Source organism: Rhizobium sp. BK313, assembly GCF_014193655.1.
GTDB lineage: Bacteria > Pseudomonadota > Alphaproteobacteria > Rhizobiales > Rhizobiaceae > Rhizobium.
In genome coordinates this window covers 523,022-542,160 of sequence record NZ_JACHZQ010000005.1, presented here as the reverse complement: position 1 = coordinate 542,160, position 19,139 = coordinate 523,022, and the positions used below count along the sequence as shown (strand labels likewise).

Annotated in this window: 7 protein-coding genes; 6 read left to right on the top strand and 1 reads right to left on the bottom strand. The window is 60.6% G+C overall.

Going from position 1 to position 19,139, the window contains the following annotated elements:
• Positions 1-243: 243 nt before the first annotated feature.
• The 3 genes from FHT86_RS25945 (at position 244) to FHT86_RS25935 (ending at position 11,496) form a co-directional block, all read left to right on the top strand.
• A complete protein-coding gene (locus FHT86_RS25945; RefSeq protein ID WP_133708795.1) occupies positions 244-8,754 on the top strand; it encodes a GH36-type glycosyl hydrolase domain-containing protein in 8,511 nt (2,836 codons plus the stop codon).
• A gap of 93 nt (positions 8,755-8,847) precedes the next feature.
• Positions 8,848-10,062 (top strand): OpgC family protein, encoded by a 1,215-nt coding sequence (locus FHT86_RS25940; protein WP_133708796.1) that lies wholly within the window; start codon positions 8,848-8,850, stop codon positions 10,060-10,062.
• Positions 10,063-10,404: 342 nt separating this feature from the next.
• Positions 10,405-11,496, top strand: coding sequence for a porin (locus FHT86_RS25935; RefSeq protein WP_133708797.1), 1,092 nt, complete (start codon positions 10,405-10,407; stop codon positions 11,494-11,496).
• Between the two features lie 277 nt (positions 11,497-11,773).
• Here the strand turns inward: FHT86_RS25935 and FHT86_RS25930 are convergent, their stop codons facing one another.
• On the bottom strand, positions 11,774-13,543 hold the full coding sequence (locus FHT86_RS25930) for a glucan ABC transporter ATP-binding protein/ permease (protein WP_133708798.1): 1,770 nt from the start codon (positions 13,541-13,543) through the stop codon (positions 11,774-11,776).
• A gap of 366 nt (positions 13,544-13,909) precedes the next feature.
• Between FHT86_RS25930 and FHT86_RS25925 the strand changes: the two genes are divergently transcribed.
• The 3 genes from FHT86_RS25925 (at position 13,910) to FHT86_RS25915 (ending at position 19,134) form a co-directional block, all read left to right on the top strand.
• Positions 13,910-14,650, top strand: coding sequence for a helix-turn-helix transcriptional regulator (locus FHT86_RS25925; RefSeq protein ID WP_133708799.1), 741 nt, complete (start codon positions 13,910-13,912; stop codon positions 14,648-14,650).
• Positions 14,651-14,768: 118 nt separating this feature from the next.
• On the top strand, positions 14,769-18,230 hold the full coding sequence (pyc, locus tag FHT86_RS25920) for a pyruvate carboxylase (protein ID WP_133708800.1): 3,462 nt from the start codon (positions 14,769-14,771) through the stop codon (positions 18,228-18,230).
• Between the two features lie 82 nt (positions 18,231-18,312).
• Positions 18,313-19,134 (top strand): MBL fold metallo-hydrolase, encoded by an 822-nt coding sequence (locus FHT86_RS25915; protein ID WP_133708801.1) that lies wholly within the window; start codon positions 18,313-18,315, stop codon positions 19,132-19,134.
• The last annotated feature ends 5 nt before the right edge of the window (positions 19,135-19,139 follow it).

The window sequence follows — 19,139 nt, the reverse complement described above, 5'->3', positions numbered from 1 at the left end:
CGTCTCAAGTTTCACGGAAGCCTGTTTCGAATGGTGGCGCAAAATTGCCATGATCCTGACGAAGAGGCCGTGAAAATCTTCGCCTGAATACGTTTGTTCTAAGCCGTCACTTCGAATTCATCCCCTTCGCACGCCGGGAAGCGAAGCAAAGGGTCCAAATGCATGAATAGTTGTGCCGGGCAGGGCAAAAGACGTTAAAGGCGACAATGCCTGTCACTCTGTTTGGACCCAGAACCCGAATCCATGACATCTCAAAACCTCTCCACTGTTCCGCCACGCGATTCTGAAGCCAAGCAGATCGATCATAACGATTCGATCCGTGCCACCTATTTCTCCAACGATCAGATCCGGGAATGCGGTGCGGCTTTCGCCCGCAACGGCGCCAGCACGAAGCTGCCAGGCTTTGCGCCTTTCGATTTCTTCGCCCGGCATAAGGAGAACGAGAAGGAGATCCTGCGCGTCTACCGTTCGGCCAATGCCGACGTCGATGCCGGCGAATCGATCACGCCCGCCGCCGAATGGCTGCTCGATAACCACTACATCATCGAAGAGGCAATCCAGGAAGTCCGCCGCGATTTTCCGAAGAAGTTCTATGATCAACTGCAGACGATCACCGTCGACGGCATGGTGATGCCGCGCACGCTGGCGCTCGCCTGGCTCTATGTTGCCCACACGCACAGCACCGTGTCCAACCAGGGTCTGCTGGCGCTCGTCGAAGGCTTCCAGTCGTACGAGATGCTGAAGATCGGTGAGCTCTGGGCGGTTCCATCGCTGGTTCGCTATGTTCTCGTCGATAATCTGCGCCGCATCTCCAGCCGCGTCGAACAGAGCCGCCTGACGCGCAAGAAGGCCAACGCCGCCGTCGATGAGCTGATCCGCATCAATGACGACGCAAAGGTCACCGAGTTCCTGAAGACGCTCGAACCCTATACGTCCGACAATACCTTCGCCACGCAGTTCCTTTATCGCCTGCGCGACGGCTCGCACACATCGGGCCTTGCCGTCACCTGGCTGGAAAGGCGGCTGGCGGAAGCCGGCACCGACGCCGAAACGGTCATGATGGCCGAGCACAACCGCCTGTCGTCCGGCAATGTGACGATGGGCAACATCATCAAAAGCCTGCGTCTGATCGACGATACCGACTGGTCGGGCTGGGTCGAGGAAGTCAGCGCGGTCGACAAGCTGCTCTGGGACGAGACCGACTATGCCAAGCTCGATCCCGGCTCGCGCAACAGCTATCGTCGCGCCATCGAAAAGCTTGCGCGTCGTTCCGACAAGACGGAAATGGAAATCGCCCAGGTCGCCATGGCCATGACAGAGGCGGCCAAGGCTTCGGGCGAGCTGCAGCCGCATGAGGCCAATATCGGCGAATTTATCGTCGGTCAGCAGATCGAGAAGCTGGAAAAGGCGATCGGCTTTCGGCCGAAGCTGTCGCAGCGCTTCGTGCGCCAGTGGCGCAAGTTCAACTGGCTGGCGATCGCCGCACCCGTTCTGTTGCTCACCGTCATCGCTCTTTGGATCGTCGGTTATTTCATGATCCAGGCCGGTATGGGCTGGGCTGAAACCATCATCCTGCTGCTGATGTTCTCGCTGCCGGCGTCGGAAGGTGCGACGGGCCTGTTCAACTTCGTGGTCACCATGTTCCTCATGCCGGCGCGTCTCGTCGGCTATGAGTTCAAGGAAGGCATTCCGGAGGAGGCCCGCACGCTGGTCGTCGTGCCGACGCTGATCGCCAATCGCGACAGCGTCGACGAACTGGTGCGCAATATCGAAGTTCACTACCTCGCCAATCCGCTTGGTGAGGTCTATTACGCGCTGCTCAGCGACTGGCCGGACAGCAAGGAAGAAGAGAGCGAACGCGATCTGGAAATTCTGGATTACGCCCGCCGCGAAGTCGCGAGCCTCTCCGCCCGCTACGCCGAGGACGGCAAGCAGCGCTTCTATCTGCTGCACCGCCGCCGCCTTTACAATCCGGCCGAAGACGCCTGGATGGGTTGGGAACGCAAGCGCGGCAAGCTGCACGAACTGAATCTGCTGTTGCGTGGTGATCGCGATACGACCTTCCTGCCCGGTGCCAATACCGTGCCGAAGGACGTGAAATACGTCATGACGCTCGATTCCGACACGCGCCTGGTGCGCGACACGGTCACGAAGCTCGTCGGCAAGCTGCATCATCCGATCAATCGGCCGGTGTTCGATCCCGAGAGCAAGCGTGTTGTCCGCGGCTATGGCGTGCTGCAGCCGCGTGTCACCCCGTCGCTGACGACGGGCAAGGACGCCTCGGTGTTCCAGCGCGTCTTCTCCGTCAATCGCGGTCTCGACCCCTATGTCTTCGCCGTCTCCGACGTCTATCAAGACCTGGTCGAGGAAGGCACGTTCACCGGCAAGGGCCTCTATCATGTCGATGCTTTCGAGGCCTCGCTGAAGGGTAAGATCGAAGAGAATGCGGTTCTCAGCCACGATCTGCTCGAAGGCTCGATGGCGCGCTGCGCGTTGGTGACCGACTGCGAGCTCGTGGAGGATTTCCCGATTCGCTACGAAGTGGAAGTCTCGCGCCAGCATCGCTGGGCTCGCGGCGACTGGCAGCTCCTTCCCTATCTCTTCAATCCGAAGCGCGGCGTCACCGGCCTCGGCCGCTGGAAGATGATGGACAATCTGCGTCGCTCGTTGACACCGATCGCCTGGTTCTTCGCCTCCGTTCTCGGCTGGTATTTCATGGGGCCGTTCGCCGCCCTGATCTGGCAGATCCTGTTGATCTTCTGCCTGTTCGTGGCGCCGACGCTGTCGCTGATCAACGGTATCATTCCGCGCACCAGCGACATCGTCGCCCGCGCCCATCTCTATACCGTTTGGTCGGACATCCGCGCCGCCAATGCGCAAGTGGCGTTGCGAATCGTCTTCATTGCCGACGGCGCCTGCATCATGGCGGACGCCATCGGCCGGTCGCTCTACCGCGCCTTCGTCAGCCGCAAGCTGATGCTGCAATGGCGCACAGCCGCCAGCGCCCAGGCTGCGGCGCAGACGACGATCCTCGGCCATTACCGCGTCATGTGGCACGCGCCGGTACTGGCGCTGCTGGCTTTGGCTTTCGCATCTCTGTCCGGCGACAATGCCTTCTTCGTCGGCATCCCCTTCGCATTGCTGTGGATTCTGTCGCCGGCAATCGCCTGGTATGTCAGCCAGACGGCGGAAACAGAAGACAAGCTCGAAGTTCCGGAAAGCGTTTCGGCCGAGCTGCGCAAGATCGCGCGCCGCACCTGGCGCTATTTCGACACGTTCGTGGTCGAGCAGCAAAACCATCTGCCGCCGGACAATGTGCAGCAGACGCCGCATCCGGTGGTCGCTTCGCGCACCTCGCCGACCAATATCGGCGTTTATCTGCTCTCGGTAATCTCGGCCCGCAATTTCGGCTGGATTTCCTTTGAGGAAACCATCGATCGCATGGAAAAGACGATGGCGACGGTCGAGAAGCTCGAGAAGTTCCGCGGGCATCTCTGCAACTGGTATCATACAGACACGCTGAAGCCGATGGGCGCGCGTTATGTCTCGGCGGTCGACAGCGGCAATTTTGCCGGCCACCTGATTGCGGTGTCTTCGGCCTGCCGCATCTGGGCGGAAGCGCCTTCCGCGCATATGCAGGGCAATCTCGACGGCATCGGCGATGTCGCCGGCATTCTCGGCGAAATGCTTGCCGAACTGCCGGATGATCGCAAGACTGTTCGTCCGCTGCGTCATCGCCTGGAAGAGCGCATCATCGGCTTCCGGAACGCACTGGCGGCGGTCAAGCGCGAGCATGAGTTCGCCTCGATCCGCATCATCAACCTGTCCGTCCTGGCGCATGATATTCAAAAGCTCGCTGCCAACCTCGACCACGAGGTCAAGTCGCCGCAGAGCGGCGAGGTGCTCACCTGGTCGGAATCGCTGGTGAAGGTCTGCGAAGGCCATATCGCCGACAGCGTCTTCGATCTCGCCAATGTCGACGCGCTGCGTCAGCGCCTGGCAAAACTCCGCGACCGCATGCGCGAGATCGCCTTCGGGATGAATTTCAGTTTCCTCTATCGTCCGGAACGGCGCTTGCTCTCCATCGGCTTCCGCGTGGAAACCAACGAACTCGATGCCGCCTGCTACGACTTGCTGGCGTCCGAAGCCCGCCTCACCAGCCTCTTCGCCATCGCCAAGGGCGACCTGCCGACGGAGCATTGGTACCGCCTCGGCCGTCAGGTCGTGCCGATCGGTTCGCGGGGCGCGCTGGTTTCCTGGTCCGGCTCGATGTTCGAATATCTGATGCCGCCGCTCGTCATGCAGGAGCGTCAGGGCGGTATCCTCAACCAGACCAACAACCTGATCGTCCAGGAGCAGATGAACTATGCCAAGCGCCTGGGCGCCGGCATTCCCTGGGGCATTTCGGAAGCGGCCTTCAACGCCCGCGACCATCAGATGCAATATCAGTACACCAATTTCGGCGTACCCTCGCTTGGCCTGAAGCGCGGGCTCGGCCAGAATGCCGTTATCGCGCCCTATGCCTCGATTCTCGCCAGCCAATACCGGCCGGAAGCGGCGCTCGAAAACCTGCAGAAGCTGCGCAAGGTCGGCGCGCTCGGCACCTATGGCTTCCACGATGCCGTCGACTTCACGCCGACCCGCGTTCCCGAAGGCAAGAAGTCTGCGGTGGTGTTCAACTACTATGCCCACCATCACGGCATGTCGATTGCCGCCATTGCCAACGTCGCCTTCAACGGGCGCCTTCGCGAGCTCTTCCACGCCGATCCGGTGATCGAAGCAGCCGAGCTGCTGCTGCAGGAAAAGGCGCCGCGCGATATTCCCGTCATGGCCGCCAAGCATGAGAGCGACCAGCCGGCCAACATCCAGGAAGACATGCTGCGTCCGGAAATCCGGAAGATTGCCGATCCGGCCACGCAGGACCGCGAACTCGCCTTCCTCTCCAACGGTCATTACGCCGTCATGCTGACGGCGACGGGCGCCGGCTATTCGCGCTGGAACGGCTTGTCCGTCTCGCGCTGGCGGCCCGATCCGACGGAAGATCGCTGGGGCACCTTCATCTTCCTGCGCGACACCGTGTCCGGCCAATGGTGGTCGACGACTTCGGAACCGCGCAGCATCGAGGGCGAGAAGGTCAAGGTCACCTTCAGCGACGAAAAGGCGGAATACAGCAAGACAGTGGGTGACCTCACCAGCGAGGTCGAGTGCATCGTCGCAACGGAAAACGATGCCGAAGGCCGGCGCGTGACGCTGCTCAACATGGGTGCGGAGGATCGCTTCATCGAAGTGACCTCCTATCTCGAGCCGGCTATCGCCAGCGACGACGTCGATTCGGGCCATCCGGTCTTTGCGCGTATGTTCGTGCGCACCGAGATCGGCGGCAGCGGCGATGTGATCCGTGCCGAGCGCAACAAGCGCGACTACAACGAGCCTGACATGTCGATCGCCCACCTGGTCGTCGACAATGCCGGCACTGAGCGCCCGACAGAATTCGAGACGGACCGCCGCAAGTTCCTTGGCCGCGGCCGGACGCTGGCCGAAGCCGCCGCTTTCGATCCGGGCGCGACGCTTTCTGGCACGGACGGTTTCACGATGGATGCCTGCCTGTCGCTGCGTCGCGTCGTCCGCGTTCCGGCGGGCAAGAAGGTCAGCATAATCTTCTGGACGATCGCTGCACCGAACCGCGAGGATGTCGACAAGGCGGTCGACCGCTATCGCAATCCCGACACCTTCGCGGTCGAGCTCACGCAGGCCTGGACGCGCACCCAAATGCAGATGCGTCATGTCGGCGTCACCTCGCAGCAGGCGGCAGCCTTCCAGAAGCTTGCCCGCTATCTCGTCTATCCGGACATGCATCTGCGCGCCGACGGCGCTACCGTTCAGGCCGGCCTGCATTCGCAGTCGGCGCTCTGGCCGGTGACGATCTCGGGTGATTTCCCGATTTTCACCCTGCGCATCAACGACGATATCGATCTCGAAATCGCCAGGGAAGCACTGAGCGCTGCGGAATACATGCGTTCGCGCGGCATCAATGCCGATCTGGTGATCGTCAACGAACGCAACGTGGACCAGGCCCAGGACATGCAGAGCGAGTTGGACAAGCTCGTCGAGCACGTCCGTCACAATCAGGGCGACGGGTTGCGCCCGAATATCTTCTCGGTTCGCAAGGATCTGATCGAGAATGAGACCTACCAGCAGATTCTCGCGGCCTCGCGTGTGATCTTCCATGCACGCAACGGCAAGCTTGTCGATCAAATTGCCCGCGCGGCCACGCTGTTCGGTTCCGCACAGTCCGATGGGCGGGCACCCGCCAATCGCCTTGCCGTGCCGCTTCTGCCACAGGAATCGATCTTTGCAGCCGGAGAGCTGGGAGCGCAGGACGATCTCGATTTCTGGAACGGCTACGGCGGCTTTGTCGACAATGGCCGCGAATATGTCGTCCGGCTTGCCGGCGGCCAGTCGACCCCGCATCCATGGATCAACGTCATCTCCAACGAGCGCTTCGGCTTCCATGTGCCTGCCGAAGGCGGCGGCTTCACCTGGAGCCACAATTCGCGCGACTATCAGTTGACGCCATGGACCAACGATATGGTCATCAACCGTCCGGGAGAGGCGCTTTACGTGACCGATCTCGATAGCAATACGGTGATGACTCCCTATGCGGGCCTGTCGCGCAACCCGAAGGTCCAATATGAGGCCCGCCACGGTCTCGGCTATTCGGTGTTCTCGAGCGAACAGAACGGCATAGCGCTGGAACTGACGCAAACGATCGACCGCGAACGTCCTGTCAAGCTCTTCCGCCTGCGCGTCCGCAACACGGGCGCCGGCACCCGCCGGCTGCGGCTCTACAATTATGCGGAGTGGGTGCTCGGCACCAATCCGCACAAAACCAGACCATTCATCCTATCGTCGCTGGACGAAGAAACGGGTGCGCTGTTTGCCAACAATCCCTACAGCATCGACTATTCCAAGCGCGTCGCCTTCATGGCGGCAAGCGAGGGGCATTCGAGCTTCTCGGCCAGCCGCCGCGAATTCATCGGCCGCTACGGCACGGTGCAGATGCCGGAGGCCGTCGTTTCCGGCGCCGTCCTCTCCAACTCCGCCGACCTCGATGGCGACCCCTGCGCGGCGCTCGCCTTCGACCTGACCGTCGGAGCCGGCGAGCAGAAGGATATCTGCCTCTATATGGGCGATACCGCTTCGGTCGAAGAGGCGCGTGCACTGGTCGCCGATATCCGCAAGGCCGATTTCGAGGCTGTGCTTTCGGCCAGCCGCGGCTTCTGGGATGGCTTCACCGGCCGTCTGCAGATTTCGACGCCGGACAAGGCGATGAACAACATGATCAATGCCTGGCTGCCCTATCAGAGCCTCGGCTGCCGCATCATGGCGCGCACTGCCTTCTATCAGGCTTCCGGTGCCTTCGGCTTCCGCGACCAGTTGCAGGATACGCTGGCATTCCTGATGCACGCGCCGGAACTTGCCCGCAAGCAGATCCTGAATGCGGCGCAGCGTCAGTTCCGCGAAGGCGACGTGCAGCATTGGTGGCTGCCGGGCAGTGGCGCCGGCGTGCGCACGCATATCTCGGACGATGTCGTCTGGCTCGCCTATGCCATCAACCAGTATTGCATGGTGACCGGCGATAAGTCGCTCCTCGACGAGGAACTTGCCTTTGTCGAAGGCGCGGCCCTCATGCCAGGCACGCACGACGCCTTCTACCAGCCGTCCGTGTCGCAGGATAAGGTCAGTGTCTACGAGCACGCGGCCTTGGCGCTCGATCTCGCGATCAAGCGCAAGGGCGGCAACGGTCTGCCGCTGATTCTCGGCGGCGACTGGAATGACGGCATGAACCGCGTCGGCATTCAAGGCCGCGGCGAAAGCGTCTGGCTCGGCTGGTTCCTTGCAGGCACGCTCACCGCCTTCCTGCCCTATGCGCAAGCGCGGGGCGACAAGGAGCGCGTCGAGCGCTGGACCAAGCATTTGCCGGAATTGCGCAAGGCGCTGGAAACGGCGGGCTGGGATGGCGGTCATTACCGCCGCGGCTACTTCGATGACGGCAGTCCGCTCGGCTCGAACGAGAATTTCGAATGCCAGATCGATTCGATCGCCCAGTCCTGGAATATTCTCTCTGGTGAAGGCGACCGCGAGCGCGGCGAAATGGCGATGAACGCCGTTCTTGAAAAGCTTGTCGACGATGACAACCGCATCATCCGGCTGTTCACGCCGCCCTTCGCCAAATCGGCGCGTGATCCGGGCTACATCAAGTCCTATCCTCCGGGTGTGCGCGAAAACGGTGGCCAGTATACTCATGCCGCCACCTGGGTAGTCATGGCACTGGCGGAAATGAACCGCGGCGACGATGCCTGGCATTGCTTCGAACTGCTGAATCCGGTGAACCACGCACGCAATCGTGATCAAGCCGATACCTATCGTGTCGAGCCTTATGTCATCGCCGCCGACGTCTATGGCGAGGGCCAATTGACCGGCCGTGGCGGCTGGACCTGGTATACGGGCTCGGCGGGATGGTTCTATCGCGTGGCAATCGAGGGAATTCTCGGCATCCGCGTGAAGAATGGCCATCTCTACGTCAAGCCGGCGCTGCCGTCGAAGTGGGACGGCTTTGCGGCGGACCTCGATCTGCCGAGCGGAAAATACCGTATTTCCGTCTCAAAAGTGCCCGATGCAGAGGGATACTCGGTCACGATAAATGATAGGGCGATCGCCCATCCCGAAGAGGGCTATCCGATCGGACAGTAGCGTTTTCCTGCACTGTTTTCGCTTCAACGATCGGGGCCAAAGGGGGAACTCTTTGGCCCCGATCGCATTTGGATGTCGGAACAGGAGAAGTCCATGAATTCCAGGGCAAATATCGACGTGGCCTCGGCAAGTCGAGTGAGCTTGCCGAAGACGGCGACGCAGCGGGATACGAGACTGGATGTTCTAAGGGCTTTGGCCCTGATTACGATTTTTATCAATCATGTGCCGGGCCAGTTTTTCGAGCGGCTGACTACCAAGAATTTCGGCTTCTCCGATGGGGCGGAAGCCTTCGTGCTGATCTCCGGCATTTCCGTCGGTCTCGCCTATGGCACGCGGTTTATGCCTGGCAATCAGCTTTCAATCGCCTGGAAGGCGGTCAGGCGCGCCTTGACGCTTTATGCTGCGCACATGATCACCACTTTCATCACGCTGGTGCTGTTCATCTCCGGCGCATGGATATTCCGCCAGCCGGGCTTGCTCTGCGAGGTGAATATCCTTGCTGTGCTGATGGATCCGGCTCGCGGCATTCCGGCCTTGCTGCTGCTCGGGCACCAGATCGGCTATAACAATATCCTGCCGATGTATGGCGCATTGTTCCTGATGCTGCCGCTGATCCTGGTGCTGGAGGCGCGAAGCCCGCTGCTCTTGCTCTTGGTCTCCGCCGGTGTCTGGCTGGTCGCCGGCATCTATCAGATCGCGCCGCATACGACGCTGCTTGACGGCTTCTGGTTTCTCAATCCGCTCTCCTGGCAGTTCCTGTTCGTTATTGGCTTCGTCGCCATCATGCATGTGAAGCGCGGCGGCCGGATCTCCTATAATCCGGTCCTGTTTGCGCTGTCGCTTGCCTATGTCGTTCTGTCTTTCATCTGGGTCACCGACAAACTCTGGACGCTGGGCGATCACCTCGCTGCGCTCGGCCTGCCCACGGTCGTCACCGGTTTCGACAAGACCTTTCTGTCGTTGCCGCGATTGCTGCATGTGCTGGCGCTTGCCTATATCATCGTCAGCGTCCCGACGGTTTCGCGATTGCTGCGCCGGCCCGCCGATCATCCGTTGGCGATCCTCGGGCGGCATTCACTGAGCATCTTCGTTGCAGGCACGATCCTCGCCATGGTCGGCCAGGTCATCCTGTACGTCACCGATAAGGACCCGGCTGTTGGCGGCGCCTATGTTCTGGTCGGCATCGTCGCACAGTTTGCCTATGCCTACTATCTCGAGCATAGGCGGCTGGATACAGCAGGCCATCGGCCCATCGCGGCATCCGTGGGTACAATTCCGCTGCCGGCACGGATCGAAAAAAGTCGATAATTTGTCTCGCGGCCATTCCGTACCACAACTTATAATCTATTGATCTATATCGTTAATTCGTTTTGCAACAATTGTGCGAACGAAGTGTGACGTGATTTTTCTGCAACGCAACGGTGACCCGGCGCGTTGCGGCAAATATTCAGTTGCCCAAAATCTTGTTGTGCAAAATTGAATTCCTACATCGAGATCGTGACGGTGCTCGGGGAGTGCCGCCACCCCGGCGTTAAAGCGTACAAACGGGCGCGACGCATTCGTGGGGATTGTCAAAACGGGAATGGGGTAGGGAACGTCGAATTTTCGGCGCGATAACTCATGCCCAATCGATACTAGATTGGAGTATTTATGAATATTAGAAGTCTTCTTCTCGGTTCGGCCGCCGCCCTGGCAGCCGCCTCGGGGGCGCAGGCGGCTGACGCTATTGTGGCTGCCGAGCCGGAACCGCTTCAATATGTTCGCATTTGCGACGCCTATGGCGCCGGCTACTTCTTTATTCCGGGCACCGAAACCTGCCTCAAGATCGGCGGCCGCGTCCGCACCGAGGGCGAATGGTATGATGCCTACAACGCCAACAGCAAGAATGGTACGCTTTGGCATACCCGCGCTGAGCTCAGCATCGACACGGCGACCGATACCGAATACGGCCCGCTGAAGACCAACACCGTCTACCGCTGGGACTGGCAGGAGGGCGGCACCACCGCCACCAAGCTGCTTTGGGCCAATATCAGCCTTGCCGGCTTCATCGTAGGTAAGCTCGACTCGCAGTATAATCTCTACATGGGCTATGCCGGCAACGTCATCAACGATGACGTCGTCTATGACGGCCCGAAGGAACTCAACCAGTTCACCTACAGGTATGACGCCGGCAACGGCTTCACGGCTGTGATCTCGCTGGAAGATTCCAACTCGTCAGCCGATACGTCGTCCTACGGCGGCGCGTGGCAAACAGGTAAGGCCAATCACTATGCTCCTGATGTCGTTGCCGGCGCCGGCTACAAGGCGGGCGCATGGACCCTCCGGATCATCGGCGGCTATGACAGCATTGTCGAGGAAGGCGCCATCAAAGCGCGCATCGACGCCGATTTCGGCGACTTCAAGGTCTTCCTGATGGGTGGATGGAACACGGATGGCGACAAGCTGAACAAGTATGCCGGTTCCTACCTCAACAGCAACCGCGCAGCTTGCCCGACCAATGGCGCGGATTGCGGCTGGGGTGACTGGGCCTTCTGGACGGGCGCCAGCTATCAGTTGACGCCGAAGCTGCAGGCCAATGCTCAGGTCGCCTATACCGACTCGAAAATCTTTGCCGCCACCGCCAACGTCGCCTGGCGTCCGGTCAAGGACCTGCTGATCGAGCCGGAAGTTTCCTACACCGATTGGGACGCTGCCGACCAGGACCAGTGGGCCGGCGTGCTCCGCTTCGAGCGCAAGTTCTGATCTGATCCCGGTTTGACGCCAGTCATAACCGGTTTGACGTTGGCCTTGACTCCAGCTTGACGCCACAACCGATTTGACCTCCGATCAGAGAAGGAGAAAGGCCCGGTTTTCCCTGCCGGGCCTTTCTTGTTTTTGGTTCAGCCATGTATTCGACAGACGCAGGGCGGCGACGGCGTCGGACGTACCTGACATACGTCGTCCGGCCGGAAGTTCGGCAGCAAAAAAGCCGGGAGAGCATCGCTCCCCCGGCTTCGATCTTTGGGCCCCTTGGAAAATATCAGGCGGCTTCGGTTTCCGTGGCGTGTGCCTTGCGGACTTCGTCGTCCGTCAGGATGCCACTGGCGCGCAGCAGGGCGGCGAAGCGGCCGTTGCTCTGGCTGAGCTCGCTGAAGCTGCCGTTTTCGATCACGCGGCCATTGTCGAGGAAGAGGACGATATCGGCCTCGCGTACCGTAGACAGGCGGTGAGCGATGATGAAGGTCGTGCGGTTCTGACGCAGATTGTCGATCGCCGCCTTCACCCGGTTCTCGGTCTCCACGTCGAGCGCGCTGGTCGCTTCGTCGAGTACCAGGATCGGCGCGTCCTTGAGGATGGCGCGGGCAATGGCGATGCGCTGGCGCTCACCGCCGGAGAGCTTGTTGCCGCGTTCGCCGACACGAGTGTCATAGCCGCTTTCGCGATTCTCGATGAAGTCGTTGGCGGCAGCCGCTTCGGCGGCGCGGACCATCTCCTCTTCGGTGGCACCCTCGCGGCCGAGACGGATGTTGTCGCTGATCGAGCGGTTCAGCAGGCCGGCATCCTGGAAGACGGTGGCGATGTAGCGGCGCAGCGACTTGCGCGTCACCTTGGTAATGTCGTTGCCGTCAACGAGGATCTGGCCGTCCTGCGGGTCGAAGACACGCTGCAGCAGGTTGACGAGCGTCGTCTTGCCGGCGCCGGTCGGACCGACGATTGCGACCGTCTGCCCAGCCTTCACCGTGAAGTTGATATTGTGCAGGCCTTGCGACGTATTGCCGAAGCCGAAGGACACGTTGCGGAACTCGACTTCGCCCTTGACGTCCTTGATCTCGGCAAGGCCGGCCGGCTCTTCACGGTCGCGGACGGAATCTTCCAGCGTGTAGAAGTCTTCCAGCTTGGCGCGCGCTTCGAAAATCTGGTTGGCGAAGTTGCGCAACTGTTCCAGGCGGCCAATCAGCACGTTGGCGAAGGCGATGAAGGTGATGAGGGCGCCGAGGCTCAGGCTGCCGTCTTGAACCAGCAGCGTACCGATCATCAGGATGGCCATCATGGCGACGGTCGAGGCCGTACGGTTCAGCGCACCGGCGAGCGCCCACCAGTCGAGAACCGGATACTGTGCGGCGAGCAGTCGTTCAGTGAAGGACTTCAGCGCCCTGGTTTCGGCTTCGATGCGGTTATAGCTATGCAGCACGGAAACGTTGCTGATGCTGTCGCTGACATGCGAGAACACCGTATTGTAATGGCTTTCCACCGAGGTCTGGCCATCCTTCGTCCGGCTCATGACGAGGCGGCCGATGACCCAGTAGAAGATGCCGAGCAGGATGAGCACGGCCGAGAGACGCAGGTCCATAGCCATGGCCGTCGGGATCATCACAACAAGCGCGACCGCAGTCGACAGATGGTTGCGCATGAATTCGAGCCAGAGGCCGAACAGAGCTTCGCAGGCGCGCAGCAGCGTGTTCAACGCGCTCGCTGTGCCACGCTGGCTGTGCCAGGAGAGCGGCATCGAGATGATTCGGCTGAATGCTTCGGTCAGCAGCGATGCGCGACGCCCATGGGCGAGACGGTCCGCCTCACGGGAAACAACGATGAACGCTACCGCGCTGAAGACGGCGAAACCTGCCCACAGCATCATGGTCGGCGCCACTGCCTGTTTTTTGGCGATGGAGTCGAAGATGCGGCCGAATAGAACCGGCTCGTAAATGGTGGTCATCGCCAGCGCGATGTTCGCGATGACAACCATCCAGACGCGGTATCGATACGCGCCAAGATACTTCAGGGCTCTGGCATAGACTTTGAACAGCGACACGTCTGGCACCCTCTGTGCATTCGCAAATAAGGAATGCTGGATGCTACAGATTGCTACCTGAACCGGCGATTAACGGAATCTGACGCTGTTTTTTCAGGGGAATTTTGACGCGTTTCGCTTGTAGCCGCAAGGGCGTGCAAGCGGCTGTCCGAGAAATGTGACAACTATAGGATAGTTCATGTATTGGCATTGTCGCGCGGCGACGCGGTTGCTATTTAAGGTTGATCGGTAAAATTTTCGCCAAAGACGTTTAATTTCATTTCGATCTGGGTATGTTTGCCCGCCATCAGCCGTGTCGGCGGCAAAGCGGATGATGATGACGGCATCTGCTGACGAAGAACCAGGCTTTTAGGCCAGGGGGTTTATGTGAATATTCATTCCTTAATACAATTGCTTGTGGTTATTGAAGAATGCAAGCTTGCCAAGAATGTTGTGACAGAGCTGGAATTGGTCCTGCGGTCTTATAAGTTCGATTTTTATGGTCTGCTGAAGCAGCCGCGGCCGAATACCGACCCTATGAATCTCGTCCTTGCCGGACGCTGGCCAGACAAATGGCCGCTCACCTATGTCACCAAGAAATACATCCTGGTCGATCCCACCATTCGCTATCTCGGCCGGGCGCAGCGGCCTTTCCGCTGGCGCGATGCCATGGCGGCACTGAAGGGCGATCCGCTCCGTCGGCGCATGGAGCAGATGATGGCCGATGCCCGCGCCCATGGGCTCATCGACGGCTACATCTTCCCTGTTCATGGGCGCAGCGGTCTGCTTGGCAGCATGACGATCGGCGGCAATGTGGTCGATCTGTCGCCGGTCGAAATCGCGCTGTTCGATGCGGTGGCGAAAAAAGCCTTCTGGCGGCTTCTGGAACTGCGTGACGAAGCACGATCACTGGAAGAGGCGGCCACGATCGATGTCAAGCTTACCAGGCGCGAGATGGAGGTGCTCAATCATCTCGCGGAAGGCATGACCTCGATGGAGATCAGCCGGATGCTCAAGATCTCAAATCACACCGTCGATTGGTATATGAACAGCATCCAGGATAAGCTGAATGCCAAGAACCGCCAGCATATCGTTGCCATCGCTTTTAGAAACGGACTTATTCCGTAATGGCAACTATTTTGATGTCGGATGTCGCAGGGGAAATTGAACTTCTCGTGACAAGAAGTTAAGAATTTCCTTCGCGGGTGCAGCATGCCCGCTTCCGGCGTCGCGAGGGAGACCGCATTTGCCCATTTCCAAAATCCTGGTTGCCAACCGTTCTGAAATTGCCATCCGCGTGTTTCGCGCCGCCAACGAGCTGGGCATAAAAACAGTTGCCATCTGGGCCGAGGAAGACAAACTCGCGCTGCATCGCTTCAAGGCCGACGAAAGCTATCAGGTCGGCCGCGGTCCGCATCTCGCCCGCGATCTCGGCCCGATCGAAAGCTACCTGTCGATCGACGAGATCATCCGCGTCGCCAAGCTGTCGGGCGCCGATGCCATCCATCCAGGCTACGGCCTGCTGTCGGAAAGCCCGGAATTCGTCGACGCCTGCGATGCCGCCGGCCTCATCTTCATCGGCCCGAGGGCTGATACGATGCGCCAGCTCGGCAATAAGGTCGCGGCCCGCAATCTGGCCATTTCCGTCGGCGTTCCCGTCGTGCCGGCAACCGAGCCGCTGCCCGACGACATGGCTGAGGTTGCCCGCATGGCCGAGGAGATCGGTTATCCGGTCATGCTCAAGGCCTCCTGGGGCGGTGGCGGCCGCGGCATGCGCGCCATCCGCGATCCCAAGGATCTCGCCAAGGAAGTGACGGAAGCCAAGCGCGAAGCAATGGCCGCCTTCGGCAAGGACGAAGTCTATCTCGAAAAGCTGGTCGAGCGTGCGCGCCACGTCGAAAGCCAGGTTCTCGGCGACACGCACGGCAATGTCGTGCATCTCTTCGAGCGCGACTGTTCCGTTCAGCGCCGCAACCAGAAGGTCGTCGAGCGCGCGCCGGCGCCGTATCTGACCGAAGCGCAGCGCCAGGAACTGGCCGCCTATTCGCTGAAGATCGCCGGGGCGACCAATTATGTCGGCGCCGGCACCGTCGAATATCTGATGGATGCCGAAACCGGCAAGTTCTACTTCATCGAAGTCAATCCGCGCATCCAGGTCGAGCATACCGTGACCGAAGTCGTCACCGGCATCGACATCGTCAAGGCGCAGATCCATATCCTCGACGGCTTCGCCATCGGCACGCCGGAGTCGGGTGTTCCGAAGCAGGAGGATATCCATCTCAACGGCCATGCCTTGCAATGCCGCGTCACCACGGAAGACCCGGAACATAATTTCATTCCGGATTACGGCCGCATCACTGCTTACCGTTCGGCTGCAGGCTTCGGCATCCGTCTCGATGGCGGCACGGCCTATGGCGGTGCGATCATCACCCGTTTCTACGATCCGCTACTGGTCAAGGTGACGGCCTGGGCTTCGACTCCTTCGGAGGCGATCAGCCGCATGGATCGGGCGCTGCGCGAATTCCGCATCCGTGGTGTCGCGACCAACCTCACCTTCCTTGAAGCGATCATTACCCATCCGAAATTCCGCGACAACAGCTACACGACGCGCTTCATCGACACGACGCCGGAGCTGTTCCAGCAGGTCAAGCGCCAGGACCGCGCCACCAAGCTGCTCACCTACCTCGCCGACGTCACCGTCAACGGCCATCCGGAAGCGCGCGGCCGGCCGGCGCCGTCGCCGAAGGCCGCCGAACCGATCCTGCCGTATATCGACGGAAAGGTTCCTGACGGCAGCAAGCAGCGGCTCGACAAGCTCGGTCCGCAAAAGTTTGCCGAATGGATGCGCAACGAAAAGCGCGTGCTGATGTCCGACACGACGATGCGTGACGGCCATCAATCGTTGCTCGCCACCCGCATGCGTACTTTCGATATCGCCCGGGTGGCCGGCACCTATGCCCGGGCGCTGCCGCAGTTGTTGTCGCTGGAATGCTGGGGCGGCGCCACCTTCGACGTCTCCATGCGCTTCCTCACCGAGGATCCGTGGGAGCGCCTGTCGCTGATCCGCGAGGGCGCGCCGAATCTGCTCCTGCAGATGCTGCTGCGCGGCGCCAACGGCGTCGGCTACACCAACTATCCCGACAATGTCGTCAAATACTTCGTCCGCCAGGCTGCCCGGGGCGGAATCGACCTCTTCCGCGTCTTCGACTGCCTGAACTGGGTCGAGAATATGCGGGTGTCGATGGATGCCGTCGCCGAGGAGAACAAGCTCTGCGAGGCGGCGATCTGCTACACCGGCGACATCCTCAATTCCGCCCGGCCGAAGTACGACCTGAAATATTACACCGATCTCGCCGTCGAGCTGGAAAAGGCGGGCGCCCATATCATCGCGCTGAAGGACATGGCCGGCTTGTTGAAGCCCGGTGCGGCCAAGGTGCTGTTCAAGGCGCTGCGCGAAGCGACCGGCCTGCCGATCCATTTTCATACGCATGACACCTCGGGGATTGCGGCGGCGACGGTGCTGGCCGCCGTGGACGCCGGCGTCGATGCCGTCGATGCAGCGATGGATGCGCTCTCCGGCAATACCTCGCAGCCCTGCCTAGGCTCGATCGTCGAGGCGCTGAAGGGTACGGAGCGCGATCCGGGTCTCGATCCGGAATGGATCCGTCGCATCTCCTTCTATTGGGAAGCCGTGCGCCATCAGTATGCTGCCTTCGAAAGCGACCTCAAGGGACCGGCGTCGGAAGTCTACCTGCACGAAATGCCGGGCGGCCAGTTCACCAACCTCAAGGAGCAGGCCCGTTCGCTCGGCCTCGAGACCCGCTGGCACGAAGTCGCCCAGGCCTATGCCGACGCCAACCAGATGTTCGGCGACATCGTCAAGGTGACGCCGTCGTCCAAGGTGGTCGGCGATATGGCGCTGATGATGGTTTCCCAGGACCTGACGGTTGCCGACGTCGTCAGCCCGGAGCGCGAGGTTTCCTTTCCGGAATCGGTGGTATCGATGCTGAAGGGCGATCTCGGCCAGCCGCCGGCAGGATGGCCGGAAGCGCTGCAGAAGAAGGCGCTGAAAGGTGAGGCGCCCTATACGGTTCGTCCCGGTTCTCTGCTCGCCGATGCCGATCTCGATGCCGAGCGTAAGGCGATCGAGACAAAGCTGGAGCGCAAGGTCGACGACTTCGAATTCGCCTCCTACCTGATGTATCCGAAGGTCTTCACCGACTATGCCCTGGCCGCCGATACCTATGGCCCGGTCTCGGTGCTGCCGACGCCGGCCTATTTCTACGGCCTGAAGGAAGGCGGCGAGCTTTTTGCCGAAATCGAGAAGGGCAAGACCCTCGTTGTCGTCAACCAGGCAATGACGGCGACCGACGACAAGGGCATGGTGACGGTGTTTTTCGAACTCAACGGCCAGCCGCGGCGCATCAAGGTGCCGGATCGCGCTCACGGTGCGTCGGGCAGTGCTATCAGGCGCAAGGCTGAGGCGGGCAATGCCGCCCATGTCGGCGCACCGATGCCGGGCGTCATCTCCACCGTCTTCGTCTCGCCCGGCCAGGCGATCAAGGCCGGCGACGTTTTGGTCTCCATCGAGGCGATGAAGATGGAAACGGCGCTGCACGCGGAGAAGGACGGCACGGTCGCCGAAGTTCTGGTGCGCGCCGGCGACCAGATCGATGCCAAGGACCTGCTGGTGGTTTACGGGGCCTGACCGCCCGTAGCGAAGCAAAGAAGGGGCGGCTCCCAGAGCCTGCCCGTCGCATGAATGTAGAATTGAAGACGAAATCGCATTAATGACAAACAGTTCCCGCCACTTCGGGCGATATGAGGTTATCCTTCTGCGCGACGGCGTGTTTGAAGCGCCAGCGGACGTGCTGATCCATGCGGATGGCGACGCCGCACGGCATCGCGTCATCGAAGCATGGGGTAAGCCGACGCTTCAGGTGGATGTAAACTGTTTTGCCCTGCGGGACGCCGACGGCATTATTCTCGTCGATGCCGGCACTGGTACCTCGTGGGGACCCAAATATGGTCACGCGCGATCTGCATTGCATGAGGCCGGAATAACACCGGACCAGATCGGGCGCATATTGCTCACCCATATCCATGGCGATCATGCTCTCGGCTTGTTCGATGGCGACACTCCGTATTTCCCTCATGCCGACGTATTCGTGCCAGAGAGCGATTTCGCCTTTTTCACCAATCCAGCCGCTCGACAGGCGACGCCGGAGGCGCGACGGGGCGGCTTCAACGTGGCTGAACAGCTCCAACGCGTATATGGATCCCGAGTCAGACGGATAAAGGAAGGCCCTGTGTTCGCTGGCATAGAGGCACGTCCTCTGCCGGGCCATACTCCCGGCCACACCGGCTATCTGGTGCGCGGCGAGGATAATGATCTCTTGATCTGGGGCGACACCCTGCATCTAGGGGATCTTCAACCTGGTGATCCAAAGATCGGGCTGGTCTTTGATCTTGACCCCGACATGGCGGCGCAAACTCGCCAAGCCACACTGGAAGAGGCTGTTCGTGAGGGATGGATCATCGCCGGCGGCCATATCACCGGCTTCGGCCGCGTACAGCGGGCCTCCGAGGGCTACCAAATCTCGACCGTGTGAACCAG

Excerpts from the sequence above, each read along its gene's own strand:
- FHT86_RS25940 (WP_133708796.1), top strand. The coding sequence starts at position 8,848 with ATGAATTCCAGGGCAAATATCGACGTGGCCTCGGCAAGTCGAGTGAGC.
- FHT86_RS25935 (WP_133708797.1), top strand. The coding sequence starts at position 10,405 with ATGAATATTAGAAGTCTTCTTCTCGGTTCGGCCGCCGCCCTGGCAGCC.
- FHT86_RS25945 (WP_133708795.1), top strand. The coding sequence starts at position 244 with ATGACATCTCAAAACCTCTCCACTGTTCCGCCACGCGATTCTGAAGCC.
- FHT86_RS25915 (WP_133708801.1), top strand. The coding sequence starts at position 18,313 with ATGACAAACAGTTCCCGCCACTTCGGGCGATATGAGGTTATCCTTCTG.